Source organism: Dyadobacter sp. LHD-138, assembly GCF_030929615.1.
Lineage (GTDB): Bacteria > Bacteroidota > Bacteroidia > Cytophagales > Spirosomataceae > Dyadobacter.
The window spans coordinates 75,040-95,729 of record NZ_JAVFVU010000031.1 but is presented as its reverse complement, the minus strand read 5'-3'; the positions used below and the strand labels follow the sequence as shown (position 1 = coordinate 95,729).

Sequence of the window (20,690 nt, the reverse complement as noted above, 5' to 3'; positions counted from 1 at the left end):
CTCACTTTGATTTCAGGTGTGCAAAATTACAGATTATTACCCACAAACAAAGGCATTTAACAAATTTCCCTAAGGGGATGATTTTTAACCTTTCGGGGGCTGTGATTTGTGCTTGTAGAATAGAATTTATAAATCCTGTGTACATTTGTTTTTACTATGGGAATCAGAGCACTCTTGAGCCAGCCGCTGGCGAAATATATCATTGAAGAACAGCAAAAATGGATCGCCAGAAGTACGGAAGTACAGGAAGAATGGCGCATGAAACTGGTCGAAAAAGCTGCAAATACTCAGTTTGGTAAAGATCACTTTTTTAAGGACGTTCATACCTATGAGGATTTTAAAAATGCAGTACCTGTAAGGGACTATGAAGACCTGAAAGGCTATGTCGCTCAGCTGAAAGCGGGGGAACCGGATATTCTCTGGCCCGGTAAACCACTTTATTTTGCCAAAACATCCGGTACCACATCCGGCACCAAATATATTCCGATCACCAGCGAATCCATTCCAAATCATATCAATTCGGCCCGGAATGCGATTTTGAGCTATATTGCTGAAACAGGCAAGGCAGAATTTCTTGATAAAAAACTGATATTTCTTTCGGGAAGCCCTGTGATGACGGAGACAGGAGGCGTGCTGACAGGCCGTTTATCCGGTATTTCAAATCATCATGTGCCGGCTTATCTGCGTGCAAACCAGATGCCAACCTACGAGACGAACTGTATCGAGGACTGGGAGACGAAACTGGATAAAATCATTGACGAAACCATTGACCAGCCGATGTCGCTGATCTCCGGAATTCCGCCTTGGGTCCAGATGTATTTCGACAGGATCATCGATCGCACCGGAAAAAAGATCAAGGATGTTTTCCCTGACTTTTCCTTATTTATTTACGGAGGTGTTAATTTTGAACCTTATCGAGCCAAACTTTATGAGTCTATCGGAAAAAGGATTGATTCCATAGAATTGTATCCTGCCTCAGAAGGTTTTTTCGCCTATCAGGATTCTCAGAAGGAGGAAGGACTGCTTTTGCTGCTGAATTCAGGGATTTTCTTCGAATTTATTCCGGTGGAGAATTATTTTGACGAGCATCCGAAAAGGTTGTCGATCAAAGAAGTTGAGGTTGGAAAAAATTATGCAGTTGTCGTAAGCAGCAATGCCGGACTTTGGGGTTATTCGATTGGAGATACGATCAAATTTGTTTCCACGAACCCTTACCGCATTCTGGTTACGGGCAGGATAAAACATTTTATTTCTGCTTTTGGTGAACATGTCATTGGAGAAGAAATAGAAAAGGCGCTTCGGTATGCCATGGAAAGGCATCCGGAGGTTGAGGTAGTCGAATTTACCGTGGCACCCATGGTAGCGCCGAATCAGGGCACATTGCCATACCACGAATGGTTTGTCGAGTTCGCGACAATGCCCGTGAACATGGAGCAGTTTGTTCAGGATATCGACCGCCGGTTGACGGAATTGAATGTTTATTATGATGATCTGATCAAGGGAAGTATTCTGCGCCAGCTGGTGATGACGCCTTTGCGAAAAAATTCATTTATAGATTATATGCGTGCCAGCGGTAAGCTGGGCGGGCAGAATAAAGTACCGAGACTTTCCAACGATCGTAAGATAGCCGACGAGCTAACGAAAATGAATGCGTTGTAAAGTTTAATATTAAAATAATATGTCAAAGAAAAGAATAGCCATTTTGGGTTCCACGGGATCAATCGGAACGCAGGCACTTGAGGTAATTGAAGCCAACCCGGATGTTTTTTCCGTGGAAGTGCTGACCGCTCAAAACAATGCAGATTTATTGATCGAGCAGGCGGTGAAATTTGCGCCCAAAGTAGTCGTTATTGGTAATGCATTATTGGCCGACAAAGTTACCGCTGCGCTTGCGTCATTCCCCATTACGGTTTATTCCGGAAACTCCGCGCTGGTTTCAGTCGTGGAATCCGATTCCATTGACATTGTCCTGACGGCCATGGTAGGTTATGCTGGACTTTTGCCAACGATTCACGCGATCAAAGCGGGCAAAAATATTGCCCTTGCCAATAAGGAAACGCTGGTGGTGGCGGGTGAGCTGATCACGAATCTTGCCAGGGAAAATAACGTTAGCATTTATCCGGTGGATTCGGAACACTCGGCGATTTATCAATGTCTGGTTGGTGAAGAAAAAAATCCGGTCGAAAAAATTATCCTGACCGCTTCGGGTGGGCCTTTTCGTGGAAAAGATCGTGCTTTTTTGGCAGCTGTTACCAAGCAGCAGGCACTGAAACATCCGAATTGGAGTATGGGGGCCAAAATCACCATCGATTCGGCTACGCTGATGAATAAGGGTCTGGAGGTGATTGAAGCCAAATGGTTGTTCGATCTTTCAGCCAGTCAGATTGACGTGATCGTGCACCCGCAAAGTATTATTCACTCGATGGTGCAGTTTGAAGACGGGAGCATCAAAGCGCAAATGGGTTTGCCTGACATGAAGCTGCCGATCCAGTACGCACTGCATTATCCTTATCGTTTAAAATCTTCTTTCCCCCGTTTTGATTTTACGGCCTATCCGTCCCTGACCTTTGAAAAGCCGGATCTGGACACATTCCGTAATCTGGCGATTGCCTATGAAGCGCTGGAAAGAGGCGGAAATGCAGCTTGTACTGTCAACGCAGCAAATGAAATTGCCGTAGAAGCATTTCTTCAAGACAGGATCGGTTTTTTAGAAATATCCGATGTGATTATAGCATGCATTGCCAAAATTGCCTATATTGAAAATCCGGCATACCTTGATTATGTTGAAACCAATGAAGCTACAAGGCGCTTTGCCCTGGAAATGATTCAAGTAAAAGTATAAATGAAAGCCATTTTTTTGAAGTATATATCTGTTGCACTCGCAAGTACATTGAAATTTTTTGGAGGCCCTATCACAGGGGTTGTCCTGCGTCTGAACTGGATTGAAACGGCAGTCTGCTCCATTGTAGGCATGATGTTCAGCGTCCTGGTGGTTACCTATGTGGGGAAAGGCATTCAGGCACTTCTAAAAAAATACAGAAAAGAAACGCCAAAGAAATTCAGCAAAACAAATCGTATTGCCGTGAGAATCTGGAAGAAATTCGGGATCATTGGTATTGCGCTATTGACACCACCGTTGTTTACACCCATTTTTGGAACGGCACTGGCCGTTGCTTTCCGTGTGCCAAGAGCTTCCATTTTTTTATGGATGACGCTCAGCGCGTTGGGCTGGGGCTTTTTCGTCTCCTACATTGCGCACAAAATGACTTTTATTCAGGAATGGATAAAATAAAAAAGCGCACATCGCTGTACGCTTTTTGAAAATCTATATTTGTAGTCTTATTATCTGCTGACTTCTTTTTTCGGCGCGACCGATTTTTTCATGTAGTCGCCGCGGGAGAAAAATTTCTCGATGAAACAGTACATCAGAATGAAGAAATAGCGACTTCCCATTTCTTTAATTTTCAATTTCGATTCGCCATATTTTCTGTTCGTCCAGCTGTTCGGAACAACGGCGTAGTTATAACCCCGCACAATGGCCTTTAAAGGAAGTTCAATCGTGAGGTTGAAATGAGGAGCAAGAAAAGGCTTGATACCATCAATGGTTTCTCTTTTGTAAAGCTTGAATGCGTTCGTGGTATCGTTGTATTTGATGCCCATCACCATGCGGACGATGAGATTAGCCACCCGATTAATTACCTTTTTCAAAGCCGGATAGTCAATCACTTTTCCGCCTTTTTCCCAGCGAGAGCCGAAAACACAGTCATAGTTCCCTTCCAGCATCTTGAAATAATATTTGACAAGATCCTCAGGATCATCCGACAAATCGGCCATAAATACGGCTACACAATCACCTGAAAATCTTTCAAGACCAAAACGTACGGCATAGCCAAAGCCGTTTGGGCCGGGATTTGTCTGATAAACCAGCGTTGGTATTTCAAGGGAAAGTTCATCCAGAACGCGCAGTGTTCCGTCTTTTGAGTTGTCATTCGTCACGAAAATTTCGTGCGGGACATTGTACTTATTTAAGGTATTGTAAAGTGACCTTAGTGTGTCAGTAATAGATTCTTCTTCGTTATATGCTGGAATTACAACACTTAGCTTCATGTATGTCTGGATTGAAAAACAGTACAAATTAAAGATTATTATAGCGAACTGCCAATTTTTTCTAATTTTTCGAGTTGTTCCTCATACCGGGCAACGGTCCGGATAATCGTTCTGTCGTATTTTTTATCCAGCCACAGATTTACATTTTCAAACATTTCCTTTCTGTTTCTCAAAAACCAGGTGTTGTTATGTGAATGTACATGGCTGAGCCCCGCGCTGTGTTTCCGGTAAACCCCCATCACGTCCGACAGGTAACCAATTTTTCCTTTGGCAGCCAGTTGGATACTTAAGGCCCAGTCACCGGCAGCGGCGTTCGCGTGCCAGTCGGCAAAATTTTCGGTGCGGAAATAATTGCGGTACAACCAGCTCCCCGTTGCCATAAACCACTGATCTTGAAGGATATCGTCGATGGTTGAAATGGATGGCTGGGTTTCTTTATTGAAATGATGGCTCGGAGAGCCATCTTCGTAAGTAACCAGTACGTTATGATGGGAAATGGAAAACTCGGGATGATTTTCCATAAAATCCACTTGTTTTTGCAGCTTGTAAGGATCCGTCCAGTAGTCGTCGCCTTCGCACATGGCCACGTATTCGCCCCGGCAGGCTTTCAGCAATTGCAGAACATTATTCCTGCCTGCGAATTCCCGGGGTTCAAAAGGCCCCTGGTTTTCGGCGTGTAAAAAGGCTCTGATTTTGCCGGGATTTTGTGCTGAAAAAGTGCTGATAATGTCCTGTGCGCCGTCTGTGGAGCCATCATCACCGATCACAATTTCAAATGGAAATGTGGTTTTCTGATTCAGGGCACCTTCCAGCATTTGCGTGATATAGCGCGCATGATTGAAAGTCGGGACACAAACAGAAACCTTGCTCATAGTCTTGGGAGTGAAATGATATCAATGACTTGACTGGCGGATTTTATAAGGCAACAGGGCAAAAAAGCTATAGGTGCTCATGATCCATTTTGGTAAAATGTAATCACGGGTGATTTCCTTGCATTCGGCCAGATCAGCACCTTTCATGAGCAAATAATTTGCTGCCAGTGCTGCTTTTTTAAAATAACTTCCGGACAATTGTCTGGCATCCAGCATCATGCGGTAATATCTTGCAATGTTCCGGCGCATCGATTTGTCGAATTTATAATCCGTTTCCTTATTGATGCCTTCATACATCATGATCCGGTTTGTCAAAAAACGCTCGTCGCGGTAATGGTCCTTGAAACTGGCACCGCCTTTGTTTTTTCGGTAAACAGACATTAACCCCGGAATGTAGCCAATAGGACCATGTTTTGCCAGAATGACATAACGCGGAATATCCCCGCTGGTTGACTTCAAAAACCATTCCGGATAATACATCAGATGGTTTTTAAACATCACCGCCGAGGTTGCCATAAACCAGATTTCATCTTCCCCGATCAGGTCCTCCACCTCGATTTTTTTCTTCTGGTCCGGACGATTTACCTCTACCGAAGGAGAGCCGTCTTCAAAAGTAATCAGTGCATTATGGAAACAGGCGGAGTAATCAGGATGTGCATCCATGAAATTGACCTGTTTCTGAAGCTTGTCCGGGGACGTCCAGTAATCGTCACCGTCGAGGGGAGCGATGTACTGGCCCTGGGCTAGTTTAAGCGTTTCAATGGTATTGAAAAGGCCGTTCTGTCCCAGATTTTGGGAATGAAGCACGGCCTTTACTTTATTGGGATAACGTTTTTGATAATCTAAAATAATATCTCGTGCTCCATCCGTCGAAAAATCATCCCCAACAAGAATTTCATACTCGAAATTTGTTGTTTGATTTAAAGCGCTTTCAATGGTATCGCCTATAAAAGCCGCCTGGTTAAACGTAAGTATAACGACACTTACTTTGATCATAATATTGTATTGTCAATAGATTAGCTGATATTCTTCACGTGTCTTTTACCCGAAATGGCCTGAGCCGGAATCTTTTCAGCTAAATACATTTTGCAACTGCTGCACACTCGGGAAATTAGGTGTGACAAGTTCTTTTTCAGGGGCATAAATATAGGCCATCGGATAACCGCGCTCTATAAATGTTGGCTCTTCCAGGTTATTATACCGGAGTTGAACCGACCAGCGGATGTTATTGGTGATGTTGTTACCGGATTGATGCACAAGAAAAGCCGAGAAAACCAGGATATCGCCAACTGAAAATTCTGTCTGTATAAAATCTTCGTCTTTAATACCCGAAGTGATTCCACCCTGATAGCCGGACGTGTTGGATTCCTGCAACCCTGTCTTGTGACTTCCCGGAATGACCTGTAAAGCGCCGATGTCGGCTCCGGCATCAACCATCGGGAACCAGATCACCGTGCTGTCCAGTGAGCCCTGACCGGTACGCCAATCCTGATGCGCATCCAGTTTCCAGTGTTTACTACCGTCTTTTGATAAAAAACGACTGTTAAACTGCATGGCCGGACGAGCTCCGATGATCGGATTTTCCAGGCCTACCTGTTTTAACAGGCTTTCAATCTGAGGGTCAACACCCAGCCTGTGAAGTGAAAAAGAATGCTGAACGGTTTTTCCGGTATTTACAAAAGCGTTAAAGTCTTTTTCGAAAAATTCAAACATTGCATTTTCGAAGGCATCTTTATCGTCAATGTCTACGGATTTTCCGGTTACTCTTTTGATCTGTGCAGCGAAGATCTTACGGGCTTCTGTATAGATCGAACTGATTAAATCTTTATCTAAAAAATTGCGCAGGATAACGTATCCGTCGCTATTGAATTGCTGCTGAAGTGTGCTCATTTTTTATTGATTTTTGCGATTTTGAAAAAATGAAAATGGATACGTGTATAATTATGTTTATTGCTCTGAAAACCAGAAAACTACATAAACATAATTATACCGATATCCGTTTATTTGTTACACGCAAATTTATAACTCTTTTTGAAGTCAGAATAATGACTTTCGTTATTCTTTTTTATGATTGAGAAACTTAATCTTCCCAAACAGCATAGGCAAATCCGGCAGCGCCAAAACCATTGCCATTGTACAGCAAATATTTTTTGCCGTTATGCTCATAAAAATTGGCATAATTAATCATTTGATAATCGAAATCTTCCGGATTGTCAGATTTTCCAATACCGACCAGATTGTCTTTCCGCTCCCAGTTTTCTCCGTCTACTGACTCGGCATAACCCAAACGATAGCTTTGGTTACGATCGGTTCTGTAATCACGGGTGTGTCGGTAAGAATAGTACATTTTGTAGATACCATCTTCTTTGAACACACTCGGGCGGCCTACCGCATGAAGGAAATCGTCAAAATCAAGGGTTGGAATATCGCTGATATCCCAGTGAATTCCGTCTTTTGATGTTGCCGACTGACCACGGTAAAACGGCTCAGGATATCCGTGGATATATTCGCACTTATGCCCTGAAATGTACCACATTCGCCACGTTCCGTCGTCTTCACGGATTACAGATGGCTGCGCGGCCCAGATCGGGTTCTGAATGCTGCGGTCCATAATTGGGCCTTTGAACATTTTTTCAAAGGTTAACCCGCCGTCATGACTTACCGCCAGCCCCATGGAAAGGCGATAAGAATTATGCGTTCTGTTCCAGCCCGTGTAATACAGCCAGATGTCGCCATTGGGCATGTCTACAAACCAGGCCGGCATGGCACCGGTTTCATCGAACTCACCAGGTCCACCCAATTCCAGGACCGGTTTGTCGTGTATGTACAGGATCTTGGTCGGATCCTCGTAATCTACATCAATAAATGTAGGCCTGGACTGGCCGCTGGCATCACGTGATGAAAAATAGACACGTAAAAAATCTTTATGCTTGTAAGCAAACGGAACCTGTGCATGCGAAAGGCTGTGCGGCAAAGTTCCATCGGGCTTATATACAACTCCCTTTTTAACCCACATATTTATAATTTTTTCAAAGCATTGCCTTCCGGCAAATCACTTGCAGTCGGTTATGGCTGCAAAATCAATGAATGAATACGATCAATAATTATGCCTCCGCTTTTTCAGCACGCAGGCGCCAGTTGTCTACAAAATCTTTTCCCGGAATCGGCAGATCAATGTCAACTTCCGGTGCTTTTGCCGTTACGGTGTATTCCATTACGTAAAAGGCGTTACCGAAAACATAGTGTAACTTGAAATTTTCTATGTTTGCAGGAACATCTTCAAGAGGCACCTCTGCACGGAAAAGCGGGTTCGCTTTCAATAAAGTAGCATAAGTCGGCGTGTTCCGTAACCACGGCGCAACACTTTCATCACCCACAACAACTTTTCCGCCAGGACGGACAACGCGTGTCAGTTCGTCAAATGCTTTTTTTCTTTCAGAGAAAGTATTGATGCCGCCAAAATGGAAAACCGCATCAAATGTATCATCAGCAAAGGGCAGGTAAGAGCCATTGCCAAGGAAATAATGAACATTCACATCCTCCGTAGGAAGTTTTTCCTGAGCCAGTTTAAGCATGTTTGGGGATAAATCTGACAAAACAGCCGTTCCGCCCGGTTTAACTTTTTCAAGAATCAGTGCAGAATCTTTTCCGGTTCCGGCTCCAACTTCCAGCGCTTTCATACCTGGTTTCAATTCCATCAGATCAATAAAGAAGCGGCGTGTGGCTGCTTCATCAGAATGGTTCAGCGACTCGAAAACCCATGAAACACCTTTGTCGTAGCGAAGAAATGCCTGATCGTAAAGATATTGCTCATGCGCGTCGCCTGGAAGTAACTCTTTGGGATAAAGCATATTAACAATGCCAGTATCACCTACTTCATATATTGTACCATCTTCACTGGTAAGCGTTTTGCCGTCTTCGGCGATTGTCAATGGACTGCCGGTAAGCGGACAAACCAACGCTTTTAGAAAATCCTGATGCGTCATTATGTTTTTTGCTATATTGATGTATTAAGCCAAAATTACTTTTTTTTCTTAGAAGTACTTTAAAATTAGACACCCTTGTTATCAAAAGGGCTGCATAAATCTGCTGATTTTTCTCAATCATAGGTATCCCGCATTCTGCCCGATTCTATTTCTTTGTACCTTTGGATCGCTTTTGCCTGAATACCTCCAAGTTCGGGCATTCTCAAAACTCTCAATTTTCTCTTTGAACATATGTTTGACCTGCAACAAAAAATAAAGTCACTCGCGAAAGACCAGGCGGCCAGTGTTATTGCTAATCGCCGGCATTTACATACGCATCCGGAGCTTTCTTTTGAGGAATTTAAAACGGCGCGTTTTGTGGCAGAAGAACTGCGTGCCATTGGCCTTACCCCACAGGAAGGTATTGCCGGAACGGGACTTGTTGCACTGATTGAAGGAAGAAATCCAGAGAAGAAAATAGTAGGTTTACGGGCAGATATGGATGCTTTGCCTATTGTTGAAGCGAATGATGTACCTTACAAATCACAAGTGCCCGGTGTCATGCACGCTTGCGGGCATGATGTGCATACGGCGTCTTTATTGGGTACAGCCCGGATTTTGAACCAGTTGCGTGACCAGTTTGAAGGAACTGTGAAGCTGGTTTTCCAGCCCGCTGAGGAAAAAGCACCGGGCGGCGCTTCGCTAATGATCAAGGAAGGTGTACTGGAAAATCCAAGGCCGGCCAGTATGGTGGGTCAGCACGTGGCGCCGAATATTCCGGTTGGTAAAATCGGTTTTCGTGAGGGCATGTACATGGCCAGTACCGATGAGTTATATGTTACAGTGATTGGGAAAGGCGGCCATGCGGCTGCACCCGACCAGTTGATAGACCCGATTTTGATCGCTTCGCATATCGTTGTGGCTTTGCAGCAGATCATCAGCCGTTATCGCAAGCCTTCCAATCCCTCGGTTTTATCCTTTGGAAGATTTATTGCCGACGGGGTTACCAATGTCATTCCCAACGAAGTAACCTTGCAGGGAACCTGGCGTTGTATGGATGAACAGTGGCGGGAAGAGGGTTTACGGAAAATGAAAAAAATGGCGGAAGGAATGGCCGAAGCCATGGGAGGCAGCTGTGTTTTTGAGATCGTAAAAGGATATCCTTTCCTGAAAAACCACCCTGAATTGACCCGTCGCGTCAGAACTGCGGCTACGGAATATATGGGCGCAGAAAATGTTATCGATCTTGATCTATGGATGGCCGGCGAAGATTTTGCCTTTTATTCGCAGGTTGTCGATTCTTGTTTTTACAGATTGGGGACGCGTAACGAAGCCAAAGGAATCATTTCCGGCGTGCATACCCCCACTTTTGATGTCGATGAAACATCGCTGGAAATAGCACCGGGACTTATGAGCTGGCTGGCTATTGCTGAACTTGCGTTTTAGCAGGAATATATCTTTTAAAATAGCTGTTAATTTTCAGGCTGATAACGCCCAGAATAGCTTCTTTAAAAATTCCCGAAGACATTTTAGAGGCTCCTTTTGTCCGGTCTGTAAAGATGATTGGAACCTCTACAATGTTAAACCCGAACTTCCAGGAATTGAATTTCATTTCAATCTGAAACGCATAGCCGATAAACCGAATCTTGTCCAGGTCGATCGTTTCCAATACCTTGCGTGTGTAGCAGATAAATCCGGCGGTAGGGTCCATGATCGGCATGCCGGTTATCATCCGCACATAATAGCCTGCAAAATAAGACATCAAAACCCTGCTGATCGGCCAGTTTACCACATTTACACCGGTGATATATCGCGAACCGATGGCGGCATCGTGGCCTTGTTCGGCGCAAGCCTGGTACAAACGGATCAGATCTTCCGGTGGGTGAGAAAAATCGGCATCCATTTCAAAAATATATTCGTAGCCTTTATCCAGTGCCCATTTGAAGCCCTGAATATAAGCCGTGCCGAGGCCGAGTTTTCCCTTTCTTTCGATCAGATGAAGTGATTCGCCAAATTCTTTCTGTAATTCCTTTACCGCAGCACCAGTTTGATCCGGTGATCCATCATCAATAATCAGTACATCGAAAGGCGTGGAAAGGCTGAATACCTTTCTAATGATCGCTTCAATATTTTCTATTTCGTTGTAGGTGGGGATCACTACAATACTGTGGTTCACTGTGGTTCAAATTAGGGTTACAGAAAAAGGTTTTGCCGGTTATTTTAAACGATTGATATTACAAGTGGTGTCTTCGGGTATTCAATAATTTAACTTTTTTTAAAGTTTAATGTCCTTTTTTTTCTCCCGGACCTCAATTTTTTTGGCAACTTTCTCATAAATACGGGTCATATATTCCGGATGAGTCATGTAATAAGCGTAGCTGCTGCGGTACAAAACCGTATCGACCTTATTTTTTTGCCAGATCTGCTTTTTCAGCTGGTCAAATATAAGAATCGAAGAATCGAGAGATTTCAATTGTAAACGGGTCACACGGGACTCTGCGATGTGTATATCCGTCAGAATGTCGGCCATTTTTTCCTCTGAAAGAGTACCTTCGGGTGGTTTTTCTTCCTTAGTGCAGCCCGCAAAAATGATTGCCATACTCCCTGCCAGCATTAAACTGAACGAGAAATTAATAATCCGTCGCGTCATAATTCTCAAAATACCTATCTTTGTTTAGCTGCTCTAAGGTACAAAGGTGGTAATTTTTTCGGAAAACATATGTTTGAACTGTTTTTGGGGAAACTCCGAAAGTATGAAATACGGATGAGGAAAGCGGTCACGAGTGAGCGGCATGGAAACTTTCATTCGGTTTTTAAAGGTTCGGGTCTGGAATTTGATGACCTCAGGCTTTACCAATACGGAGACGATGTCCGCGCTATTGACTGGAATACTTCGGCCAAGGGACACGGGACTTTCATCAAGATCTTTAAGGAGGATAAAGAGCAAACTGCTTTTTTCATGCTGGACGTGAGTGCCTCGCAGCAAGTGGGAGAGGCGGGCCGTCTTAAAATTGATATTGCCAAAGAAATTTGCGGCGTATTGACTTTGTCGGCAATTCAGGAGGCTAGCAGGGTAGGGCTGCTTTGTTTTTCGGACAGGAATGAGCGTTATATCCGCCCTTCCGACGGCATGAAACACGGGTACAGCGTTTTGTCAGAAATTTATAAACTGGTTCCGGAATCTACAAAAACAAATATTTCTGAGGCTATTTTAGTGACTTTGAATGTTTTGAGACGCCGGAGCCTGATTTTTTTGATATCGGATTTTATAGATTCGGATTATCAGCACAACCTTAAAGCAATTGCCCGGAAGCATGATCTGATCGTGATCCATCTGTATGATCTTCGCGAAACAAATCTGCCTAAACTGGGTATTATTCCGCTATATGATGCTGAAAAACAACGGACAACCTGGGTTAATACTTCTTCCAAACAATACCGGGAGGATATGACCAACCGTTTTCAGAAAAGAAGTGCAGAACTGGAAAAGCTTTGTCGCCAGAACCGGGCAGATTATATTTCTATTAACACACAGGAAGATTATGTTCCGGCACTTATTCGTTTGTTTAAGGTAAGGCGTTACGCAAAAAGCGGCATGGCTTCATCCTGACGGGAAAAATGTATTAAAACTTACTAAATGGTTAAAGAAATTGTCGTTCACTGCCGGTATTGATCCCCTTTTCAAAAGAGTTTTTTACGTGTTATGCCTCTGTCTGACTGGACTTCTCCAATCAGGGCAGTCGGTTATGGCGCAGCGTAAAGTGCCTGACGGGAAATTTTTATCGGATAGTATTGAGGTTGGCAAGCCGTTTTTTTTCTCCTTGAGTTTTTTGCATCCGCCGCAAACCGAAGTTTTTTTTCCCGATACGAGTTATAATTTTTCTCCTTTTGAAGTAATTTCCAAAAAGAATTTTACAACGAGAACGGACAAAAGAGGCAGTCTCGATAGCGCCGTGTATCAGTTGGTTTCTTTTAATGTTTCACCGGGGCAGTCGTTAAAAATGCCTGTTTTTGTTTTTAAAGGCAAAGACCGGGACTGTACGGCGTTGTACAGCAGCACGGATACCATTTTTTTACGAAAAGATAATTTTCAGAATATTACCGACACAACGTCCCTGAAACCTGAATTGGGGTTATTACCGTTAAGCCATGAATTTAACTTTTCGGTATTTATCGGCTTTTTGGCCCTTGCAATAGGTATTGCCGGAAGTATTTACTGGCTTTTCGGAACGGATATTTATAAACAGTGGCAGTTGTTCAAATTACAGCGCAGGCATATGGAATATAACCGTTCCTATAACCGTTTGCTTCGAAATGCGAAGGAGCGGGAAGATATCAGGGATGCAGAAAAGGCGATTATTGTCTGGAAAAATTATCTTGAAAAACTGGAAAAAAAGCCGTTTGCGACTTATACGACGAGAGAAATTATGGATAATTTGCCGGACGAAGGCCTTGCTGCCGCCTTGAAAAATATGGACGGAATTATTTATGGACAGGTAAAGTCCAAGGATATGGAAAAATCTCTTGAGGTTTTAAAAGCCGGCGCGATGCGTCTTTACCGAAACAAGCGCAGGAAAGTTTTAGAAGGTAATGTATCCGCCGATATTTGAGTTATGGAAGAATGGTTGTCGCCGAGATGGTTTACGTGGGATGTCCTAAGGTCATATGAATGGGCTTATCCCTATTTTCTGTACGCGTTACCGGCCATTCCCTTTTTGTTTTGGCTGAGAAGTGCATTTCACAGGCAACACCAGCAACGGCTGTTTGTTACTTATAGCACCGAACATGCCAAACAGGATTGGTTTACGTGGCTCCGGTTTTTACAGCCCATTTGCGTGGCGCTGGCTTTGGTCTTGCTGCTTGTTGCGCTGGCCCGCCCTCAAATTGTAACGGAAAGAACGGATAAGTTTTCTGAGGGGATTGATATCATGCTTTTGCTCGATATATCCGATTCGATGATGGAAAAAGATCTGAGCCCAAACAGGCTGGAAGCGGCCAAACTCGTCGCGCGTCAATTTATCCAGGGCCGTTTGCAGGATCGGATCGGACTGATCATTTTCGCGGGAGAAGCCGTTTCATTGTGTCCGCTTACGACGGATTATGAGCTGTTGTATGGTTTTCTGGATGAAATTCAGCCGACCATGATCCCGATAGCCGGAACGGCCATAGGAAGTGCCCTGGCCGTGGCTGTAAACCGGATGCGGGAAACCTCAGGCGAAAGTAAAGTGGCGATTCTGATCAGTGACGGGGATAATACTTCCGGAAACCTTGGGCCAACGACGGCCGCCCAGCTTGCAAAAGCATTTGGCGTCCGGGTTTATAGTATTTCGGTAGGTAAAGCGGTTAAGGTGTTGAAAAAGGATACTTTAAATATTTCGAATGCACTCGTGGATGAAAGTGAACTGCAAAAGATTGCTGCTTTGGGAAACGGGAAATACTTTCGGGCTACGGATAATACGGCTTTGGGAGCCGTTTTTAAACAGATCAACCAGATCGAGAAAGTGAAATCCCGGAATGTCGTGTCGCGGGATGTGAGTGATTATTATCGTATTTATCTTTATTGGGGCATTTTGCTGCTCTTGATCGCGCTTAGCACAAAGAGTACTTTTATGGCCAATATTCTTGAAGACTAATGTTAAAAGCTTTTTATAATAAGAACGTCCGGGAGGCGGGATTGGATGAGGTTGGCAGAGGGTGTCTGGCCGGACCGGTTGTTGCTGCGGCAGTCATTCTGCCACCAGACTATTTTCATCTTTATCTCAACGATTCCAAACAGCTTACCCGCGTGCAGCGTGATGTTTTGCAAAAGGAAATTATGGAGGAGGCTATCGCCTGGGCCGTTGCCGAGGTGGATAATTTTGAAATTGACCGGATCAATATTTTAAAGGCGAGTTTTCTGGCGATGCATTATGCCGTGGATAAGCTGCATACGAAGCCTGAGCATTTGCTGGTGGATGGAAACCGGTTTACGCCTTACCCGATGATCCCGCATACCTGCATTATCAAGGGTGATGCGCATTATTTGTCAATTGCGGCGGCTTCTGTTTTGGCAAAAACCTACCGGGACGACTTAATGAGCCGCTTATCGTTACAGTTTCCGTATTATGGCTGGGAAACCAATGCGGGTTATCCCACCATGCATCACCGAAAAGCCATAAAATTGCACGGCACCTGCGAGCATCATCGCATGAGCTTCAAGCTGCTGAAAGAGGAAGAAACGCCGGAAGATGTTTAAGCTTTTGGTTTTTTGTATAGCGGAACGGTGCTGCAGGGTTCTCCAAACATGAGGCTTTGCGCTACCGGTTTCAGGAGGTTCGTAATGGCAACATAGGCGGAAATAGGAACCGACACTTTGCTACATCCCTTCACAACCACTTTTTTTCCACTGAACTCTTCCGGATTAATTTTACCGATCGCGTCCGAAAACAGCTTGTCTTCCAGGGCGGTTAAATCTCCAAAAACAACTGCGTTGGCATAAGGTTCAAGCTGGATGGCGAGTAACATATAGGCCCAGGTTGGTACAATGGCATCTTCCGAGCAGATGATGGCTACATTTTTGCCGGTATACTGTGCCCAGTCATGCGCCTTGAGGAAGTCACGGAAATCCTTTTCCTTAAGGATCATACCCATGAATAAATTATCTTTTATATCATACAGTACGCGCTCGCCGGGATGGTACAGTTCTTCAAGGTCAAAAGAAATAAGACCACTGGTAGCGACACGGTTGACAATCTCTTCGGTTTGCATAGGAAATTCTGGTGTTTGCATAGCATAACACGAAATGGCGGTAGTTTGTTTTCTTTAACGCCGACAAAACTAAAATTTTACTGAACCGCCGGACTGACTTTTCGGGAAGGAGGGGTCATGAAATCTTTAAGATAAAAAGGCTCAAACGTTGCAACATCTTCAAATTCACCTTTTTCGAAAGAAATAACAGCCAGTTTTCCAACTGTTCGCGCAGAAGGTTTGATATCCTCTGAAATGAAAACAGCGTTCGGATTATGGTCAAATAACGGCCTGCACTTGGCAGCACCATCACCAAAGAAAACAACTTTATTGTTTTCAAGTAAAACGCCGAATGAATCTTCCTGAAGAATAACGGCTTTGGTTGGCTCCACAATATTGTTTTCAGCGTCGAAAACTGCGGAATAAACCTCCATGCGCCGGGCGTCAATCATCGGACAAAAAAGGTGATCTTTCGGAAAAAAAGCGTTAACCTGAAGTGCCATTGCCTCCAGCGTATTGATGGCAATCAGTGGCTTATCCAATGCATAGCACAGCCCTTTGGCGGTAGAAACACCCACGCGTAAGCCCGTGTAAGAGCCGGGGCCCTTCGCAACAGCAACCGCATCCAGATCCTGTAAAGTGTATCCGGCATGTTCAACAGCACTGCTGATCAGCGTTGTCAGCATCGCCGAAGATGACCGGTCTGTATATAATTCATAGTTGGCCAGCAGGCCGACATCGCCATGAAGCGCTACGGAACAACCGCGCGTAGAAGTATCAATACTAAGTAAAAGCATAAATTAATAACGTCGGCTTTCGGCTGTCAGCAATTGGCTGGGAACTCGCTACAATCCAATTTTGACCATATCTAATAGCCGATAGCCAAAAGCTTATTTTTTCGTTCCCTTTAAAAGTTCGCTGTAACGATTCTGGTCCTTAAACAATTTCAAAGCTTCTTTTACTTCAAGATCTTCATTGAACGAAGCTTCGCGCATACCTTTTTCCAGATAATAATGTTTAAGAATTTCTTCTTCCAGAACCATTTTGATTTCTGCTTTTGATAACTGCAAATCGTTATCCTTGCTATGGGCGAGTTTGGCTCTGAGCCCTTTTAGTTGATCCTGGATAACGTCAATCGATTTCTCTTTTTTCGCAGAAGCTTCCAGATTATTCAGGTCTTTTTCAACCTGGGTGGTATAATCGTATTCTTTGTTATTCAGCCATTTTACAAAATCACCGTATTCGGCATCCGTCAGATGGAATTCCCTGGCAGGTTTGATGGTCGGGTGCTCAAAATGGTATTTGATCGCATAGTCAAAGAACAAGCGGTTCCGAGCAAGCGAAGTTGCCAAAGGAGAAAATGTTTCTTTTTCGGTAATAATATCAGGCAAAATTCCTCCGCCGTCGTAAACCACCCGGCCATTCCGTGTTTTAAAAGCCGTCATCAACGAATCAGGAAGCTTTCCAACGCTACCGTCTTCATTTCTGTGCGCATAGTCAATGGCCTGAATACAGCGGCCGCTTGGAATATAATATTTCGCGGTTGTGATCTTCATCTTGGTGTTATAAGAAAGATCACGTGTCGTTTGAACCAGACCTTTTCCATAAGTCCGCTGTCCGATCAGTACCCCACGGTCGTAATCCTGAATAACCCCGGAAACGATTTCCGCTGCCGAGGCACTGCGGTTGTTGGTCAAAACTGCGATAGGAATTTCAGTATCCAAAGCGGGATTGTATGCCGTATACGACTTATTCCACTCACTCACCTTGCCTTTTGTTGAAACAACTTCTTCTCCTTTTGGGATAAAAATATTCGAAATTTCAATCGCCATATTCAGCAAACCTCCCGGATTATCGCGCAGATCCAGCACCAAGTGTTTCATGCCTTTTCCTTTCAGCTCCTGAAAAGCGGTTTTTACCTCACGTGAAGCCGTTGCCGTAAAATCTTTAAGATCAATATAACCGACGTCTTCACTGATCATGCCATAATAAGGAACATTCGTAACCTTCACGATATCACGGTTCAATGTGATTTCCAGCGGCTTTGTGTTCCCGTAGCGCTTGATCGTCAGCGTAACACTGGTTTGTGTCTGTCCCTTTAACAGCTTTCCCGAGTCAAAATCTTCACGGGTTGAAAGATCAATCCCGTTAATTTTTGTGATTTCGTCCCCAAGTTGCAAACCTGCTTTTTGTGCAGGGGTATCTTCATAAACCATCATGACGGTATGTTTCCCTTCCGAAGAATTTACCATGGCGCCGATGCCGTTATATTTTCCGGTGGTCATTGTCATGTAATCTTCGATATCATCTTCCGCGTAATAAACGGTATAGGGGTCCAGTGACCGGAGCATGCCGTCTATACTGGTTTTAATCAGCTGATTGGGGTTGATTTCATCGACATAGTATGCGTTCAGCTCTTTAAAAAGCGTGGCATAAATATCCAGATTGCGCGCAATTTCAAACAGACGGTCATCTTGCTTGAAAGACACAAATACCAGTCCGGCAACAACCGGCGTAGCAATTAAGATTGAACGAAGATACTTTTTCATCGATAGTCGTAAATCATTGACTTTGATTTTTCCGGAGAGCGGAAGGCAATTTCAGCAAACGATTTACCGATTGCTTCATGGCCGTTTCAATAACGTCAAAAGTTGATATTTCTTTCGCAATATACAAAAAAGCAATGTAAGCAGGGCGTGATTCGGCAGGAAGAGAAAGTAATGCAGCCTTGTTGAGGCGATAGGCTTCGCGACAGCGTCTTTTTACCAGATTTCTGTCGACGGCCTTTTTAAATTGCCGTTTGGAAACCGAGAATAAAAGCTGTGGAAATGGGGGAGGAGTTTCGGAATCGTAGATATACAATACGCGAAAAGGAAAGAGGTAGAACGTATGTACATCCGCACTACCCCTTTGAAAAAGCCGTCCGATTACTCGTGGGCTACACAAACGCTCATTTTTACCAAATGTTTGTTTCAAGTTCTCGTAGAAAAAAACGTGTATTAAGTTTGAGAATTAATCGAACTTAATACACGATTAAAGACAAGGTGTCTCCGATTTGGTACTACCAACCAGGCATTACCCTACTCAAACTTTCAAACCTTGATTATTGCTTATGACGTTTTTCGTCTGAAACAGTTAGTTTCCAACGACCTTTCTTGCGACGGGCCGTTACAACTTTCCGGCCATTAGCCGAAGACATTCTTTCACGGAATCCGTGCTTATTTCTCCTCTTGCGATTCGATGGTTGATAGGTACGTTTCATCTCATTATCAAATTATTGCGCTATAAATCTCTTCTACCCGTAATTTTGGCTTGCAAAGGTAAATAAATTTTCCAATTAAGACAAGACCTGAATTGTTTTTTTAATTATAACATGCAGGTACTATGAAATTTATAGAATTTTCAGCCTTCTTTTGGCTGCGCCAGTGGATTATAGGTTTATTATTCTTTTAAGAAAAATTTCTTTTTGAAGTACCATTCAGCACAGCCGTTGTTATATTCTACGGACCCCCAGGCCGGGTCCGGTGCTTCGGTGATGATCAAAATGGAATAAGGAATATTTTTCAGTTTTGGAACATAAACCGAATGTTCCGGTGTGTCGTAAACCTGTTGTGTACGTGCTTCCATTTCCTTATAAAAGCGTGCAGCTCGGCCGGTAAGCACATCCGACCAGGCAGATCTATAATTAAAGTTGCTGGTATAAAGCGTAACAAAGTATAAAGCGATCACCCATCCAAGCAATCCGAAACGGGTAGTTATTTTCGAATTATATTTTTCAATGGTCCAGAAAGTGATCACAAAAACATTGTAACTAAAACCGATCAGCGTCCAGAAAGTGATCACACATTGTCCGCGTAAATTCGGCGGACCGGCGATGGACCAGTATGTCGGAAAATAAGTGAGAAAAAGACAGCCGAAGAAAACAATTAATGAAATGACCGGGTGAACGGCTAAAAACCGGAATTCATTTTTGTCTCTTTTATGATAAAGCTGGGCGGCAAAAGGGATAAGTACCAGTGCCAAAATGCATAAAGAAGGCGCCATTTTTGAAAAATTGGTGACGCTCGCGACCAGGCTATGCTGGATGGAATAGACCAGATTGAATTTTAAAGGTGTCGGATATAACCCTGATTCTGCCCGTACGGCGTTTCCGGGGGCGGTTATTGATAAGACACCAAAGGCCAGGGCGACCAGAAACATGATCAGCGCCGGGAACTGGATTTTCTTTTGGGTTAGTGAGCCGAAGAAGAATAAAGCACCGGTCAGGGCGACCAGCCATACCAGGGTGTATTCATTGGTTCCAATAAGAATGATCAGGGCCAGACAAATGACAGTTATGTTTGAACGGCTTAACCGTGCATATTTTTGGAAAAAGTATGCAAACAAGTGGAGCGTGCCAATATCGGCAAGGGTATAGTAGTAACCCGTGTACCAGTAAAAATACCCCGAAACAATAGGCAGTTCCGCGATCAGGACAAATAAAAACAGAAACGTAATCAGTGCAGTTTGCCAGGATTCAAGTTTACCCAGTGTAATCGCCCTGACAAAACGAAAGATCGCATGGGTATACAGGCCAAGGATTACAACTGCGGCAATTTTATAGCCCAGGTAAGAGCCATAGGCAAGTGGTTGTGTGGCTGAAATAATGGTTCCGATGTAACGCCCCGACCAGGTTTTCCAATAATGTACCTGAAAGCCCCAATAGCCCATATCACGTACACCGAGTGTGTGGCAATAATCGTCGGTAGTGGGGAAGACGTAAAACGAGAGTATGATAAAAGGGAAAAGAAGGACTATAAATGCAAGTATTATGATTTTAAGTTTGTTGTCCTTATTACTAAACCAAATAGAATAATTCATATTGTTAGAAACCGGCTTTTTATAAGATTGATGAACGTAAATAAAGTTGATAAGTTTAAGAATAAATACCCGCTTAATCAAAAAATAGAATTATTTCTGTTATTGTTTAAAGCCAGTCTTTTATTTAAATAATGCTGCGAATTTGAATATCGCTATAAGA

General features: G+C 43.7%; 22 protein-coding genes. 8 read left to right on the top strand and 14 right to left on the bottom strand.

Going from position 1 to position 20,690, the window contains the following annotated elements:
- The first annotated feature begins 156 nt into the window (after nucleotides 1-156).
- Genes RB622_RS21755 through RB622_RS21745 form a run of 3 tightly spaced genes read left to right on the top strand, consistent with a single transcriptional unit; the run spans nucleotide 157 to nucleotide 3,292 of the window.
- Nucleotides 157-1,659, top strand: coding sequence for a GH3 auxin-responsive promoter family protein (locus tag RB622_RS21755; RefSeq protein ID WP_308048784.1), 1,503 nt, complete (start codon nucleotides 157-159; stop codon nucleotides 1,657-1,659).
- Nucleotides 1,660-1,678: 19 nt separating this feature from the next.
- Nucleotides 1,679-2,842, top strand: a complete 1,164-nt coding sequence (locus tag RB622_RS21750) for a 1-deoxy-D-xylulose-5-phosphate reductoisomerase (RefSeq protein ID WP_308048783.1) — start codon at nucleotides 1,679-1,681, stop codon at nucleotides 2,840-2,842.
- Complete coding sequence (locus tag RB622_RS21745) at nucleotides 2,843-3,292, top strand: hypothetical protein (RefSeq protein ID WP_308048782.1); 450 nt, start codon at nucleotides 2,843-2,845, stop codon at nucleotides 3,290-3,292.
- A gap of 50 nt (nucleotides 3,293-3,342) precedes the next feature.
- Here RB622_RS21745 and RB622_RS21740 read toward each other — a convergent pair whose 3' ends face one another.
- From RB622_RS21740 to RB622_RS21715, 6 genes are all read right to left on the bottom strand, one after another.
- Nucleotides 3,343-4,107, bottom strand: coding sequence for a glycosyltransferase family 2 protein (locus RB622_RS21740; protein WP_308048781.1), 765 nt, complete (start codon nucleotides 4,105-4,107; stop codon nucleotides 3,343-3,345).
- A gap of 38 nt (nucleotides 4,108-4,145) precedes the next feature.
- The gene (locus RB622_RS21735) at nucleotides 4,146-4,979 is read right to left on the bottom strand and encodes a glycosyltransferase (RefSeq protein WP_308048780.1); all 834 of its coding nucleotides are present in this window, start codon (nucleotides 4,977-4,979) and stop codon (nucleotides 4,146-4,148) included.
- 21 nt (nucleotides 4,980-5,000) lie between these two features.
- Nucleotides 5,001-5,975, bottom strand: coding sequence for a glycosyltransferase family 2 protein (locus RB622_RS21730; RefSeq protein ID WP_308048779.1), 975 nt, complete (start codon nucleotides 5,973-5,975; stop codon nucleotides 5,001-5,003).
- 75 nt (nucleotides 5,976-6,050) lie between these two features.
- Nucleotides 6,051-6,869, bottom strand: coding sequence for a phytanoyl-CoA dioxygenase family protein (locus tag RB622_RS21725; RefSeq protein WP_308048778.1), 819 nt, complete (start codon nucleotides 6,867-6,869; stop codon nucleotides 6,051-6,053).
- A 190-nt stretch (nucleotides 6,870-7,059) separates the two neighbouring features.
- A complete protein-coding gene (locus RB622_RS21720; protein ID WP_308048777.1) occupies nucleotides 7,060-7,995 on the bottom strand; it encodes a hypothetical protein in 936 nt (311 codons plus the stop codon).
- Nucleotides 7,996-8,083: 88 nt separating this feature from the next.
- Nucleotides 8,084-8,965: a class I SAM-dependent methyltransferase gene (locus tag RB622_RS21715; RefSeq protein ID WP_308048776.1), complete on the bottom strand. Its 882-nt coding sequence runs from the start codon at nucleotides 8,963-8,965 to the stop codon at nucleotides 8,084-8,086.
- Nucleotides 8,966-9,196: 231 nt separating this feature from the next.
- Between RB622_RS21715 and RB622_RS21710 the strand changes: the two genes are divergently transcribed.
- Nucleotides 9,197-10,390 (top strand): M20 family metallopeptidase, encoded by a 1,194-nt coding sequence (locus RB622_RS21710; protein WP_308048775.1) that lies wholly within the window; start codon nucleotides 9,197-9,199, stop codon nucleotides 10,388-10,390.
- Here the strand turns inward: RB622_RS21710 and RB622_RS21705 are convergent.
- Together RB622_RS21705 and RB622_RS21700 are read right to left on the bottom strand one after the other, a co-directional pair.
- Nucleotides 10,368-11,120, bottom strand: coding sequence for a polyprenol monophosphomannose synthase (locus RB622_RS21705; RefSeq protein ID WP_308048774.1), 753 nt, complete (start codon nucleotides 11,118-11,120; stop codon nucleotides 10,368-10,370). The two genes, RB622_RS21710 and RB622_RS21705, sit on opposite strands and share 23 nt — an antisense overlap.
- A 99-nt stretch (nucleotides 11,121-11,219) precedes the next feature.
- Nucleotides 11,220-11,543, bottom strand: a complete 324-nt coding sequence (locus RB622_RS21700) for a DUF4296 domain-containing protein (protein WP_308048773.1) — start codon at nucleotides 11,541-11,543, stop codon at nucleotides 11,220-11,222.
- 120 nt (nucleotides 11,544-11,663) lie between these two features.
- Between RB622_RS21700 and RB622_RS21695 the strand changes: the two genes are divergently transcribed.
- The 4 genes from RB622_RS21695 (at nucleotide 11,664) to RB622_RS21680 (ending at nucleotide 15,179) form a co-directional block, all read left to right on the top strand.
- Entirely contained in the window at nucleotides 11,664-12,554 is an 891-nt protein-coding gene (locus RB622_RS21695) for a DUF58 domain-containing protein (RefSeq protein WP_308048772.1), read from the top strand.
- A 136-nt stretch (nucleotides 12,555-12,690) separates the two neighbouring features.
- Nucleotides 12,691-13,554, top strand: a complete 864-nt coding sequence (locus RB622_RS21690) for a hypothetical protein (protein WP_308048771.1) — start codon at nucleotides 12,691-12,693, stop codon at nucleotides 13,552-13,554.
- Between the two features lie 3 nt (nucleotides 13,555-13,557).
- Nucleotides 13,558-14,577 carry a VWA domain-containing protein gene (locus tag RB622_RS21685; RefSeq protein WP_308048770.1) on the top strand — a complete coding sequence of 340 codons (1,020 nt, stop codon included), beginning with the start codon at nucleotides 13,558-13,560 and terminating at the stop codon, nucleotides 14,575-14,577.
- Nucleotides 14,577-15,179, top strand: a complete 603-nt coding sequence (locus RB622_RS21680) for a ribonuclease HII (protein WP_308048769.1) — start codon at nucleotides 14,577-14,579, stop codon at nucleotides 15,177-15,179. Before RB622_RS21685 ends, RB622_RS21680 begins: the two co-directional genes overlap by 1 nt.
- On the opposite strand, the gene RB622_RS21675 is transcribed toward RB622_RS21680, so the two are convergent.
- The 6 genes from RB622_RS21675 to RB622_RS21650 all read right to left on the bottom strand — a co-directional run bounded on the left by RB622_RS21675 (nucleotide 15,176) and on the right by RB622_RS21650 (nucleotide 20,530).
- Entirely contained in the window at nucleotides 15,176-15,691 is a 516-nt protein-coding gene (locus tag RB622_RS21675; RefSeq protein WP_308048768.1) for a DUF2480 family protein, read from the bottom strand. The genes RB622_RS21680 and RB622_RS21675 overlap by 4 nt on opposite strands.
- A 77-nt stretch (nucleotides 15,692-15,768) precedes the next feature.
- On the bottom strand, nucleotides 15,769-16,467 hold the full coding sequence (tsaB, locus tag RB622_RS21670; protein ID WP_308048767.1) for a tRNA (adenosine(37)-N6)-threonylcarbamoyltransferase complex dimerization subunit type 1 TsaB: 699 nt from the start codon (nucleotides 16,465-16,467) through the stop codon (nucleotides 15,769-15,771).
- Nucleotides 16,468-16,560: 93 nt separating this feature from the next.
- Entirely contained in the window at nucleotides 16,561-18,219 is a 1,659-nt protein-coding gene (locus RB622_RS21665; RefSeq protein ID WP_308048766.1) for a S41 family peptidase, read from the bottom strand.
- Between the two features lie 13 nt (nucleotides 18,220-18,232).
- Nucleotides 18,233-18,646: a ribonuclease P protein component gene (locus RB622_RS21660; RefSeq protein WP_254412773.1), complete on the bottom strand. Its 414-nt coding sequence runs from the start codon at nucleotides 18,644-18,646 to the stop codon at nucleotides 18,233-18,235.
- 127 nt (nucleotides 18,647-18,773) lie between these two features.
- Complete coding sequence (gene rpmH, locus RB622_RS21655; protein ID WP_090336744.1) at nucleotides 18,774-18,932, bottom strand: 50S ribosomal protein L34; 159 nt, start codon at nucleotides 18,930-18,932, stop codon at nucleotides 18,774-18,776.
- 179 nt (nucleotides 18,933-19,111) lie between these two features.
- On the bottom strand, nucleotides 19,112-20,530 hold the full coding sequence (locus tag RB622_RS21650; protein ID WP_308048765.1) for a hypothetical protein: 1,419 nt from the start codon (nucleotides 20,528-20,530) through the stop codon (nucleotides 19,112-19,114).
- Between the last annotated feature and the right edge of the window lie 160 nt (nucleotides 20,531-20,690).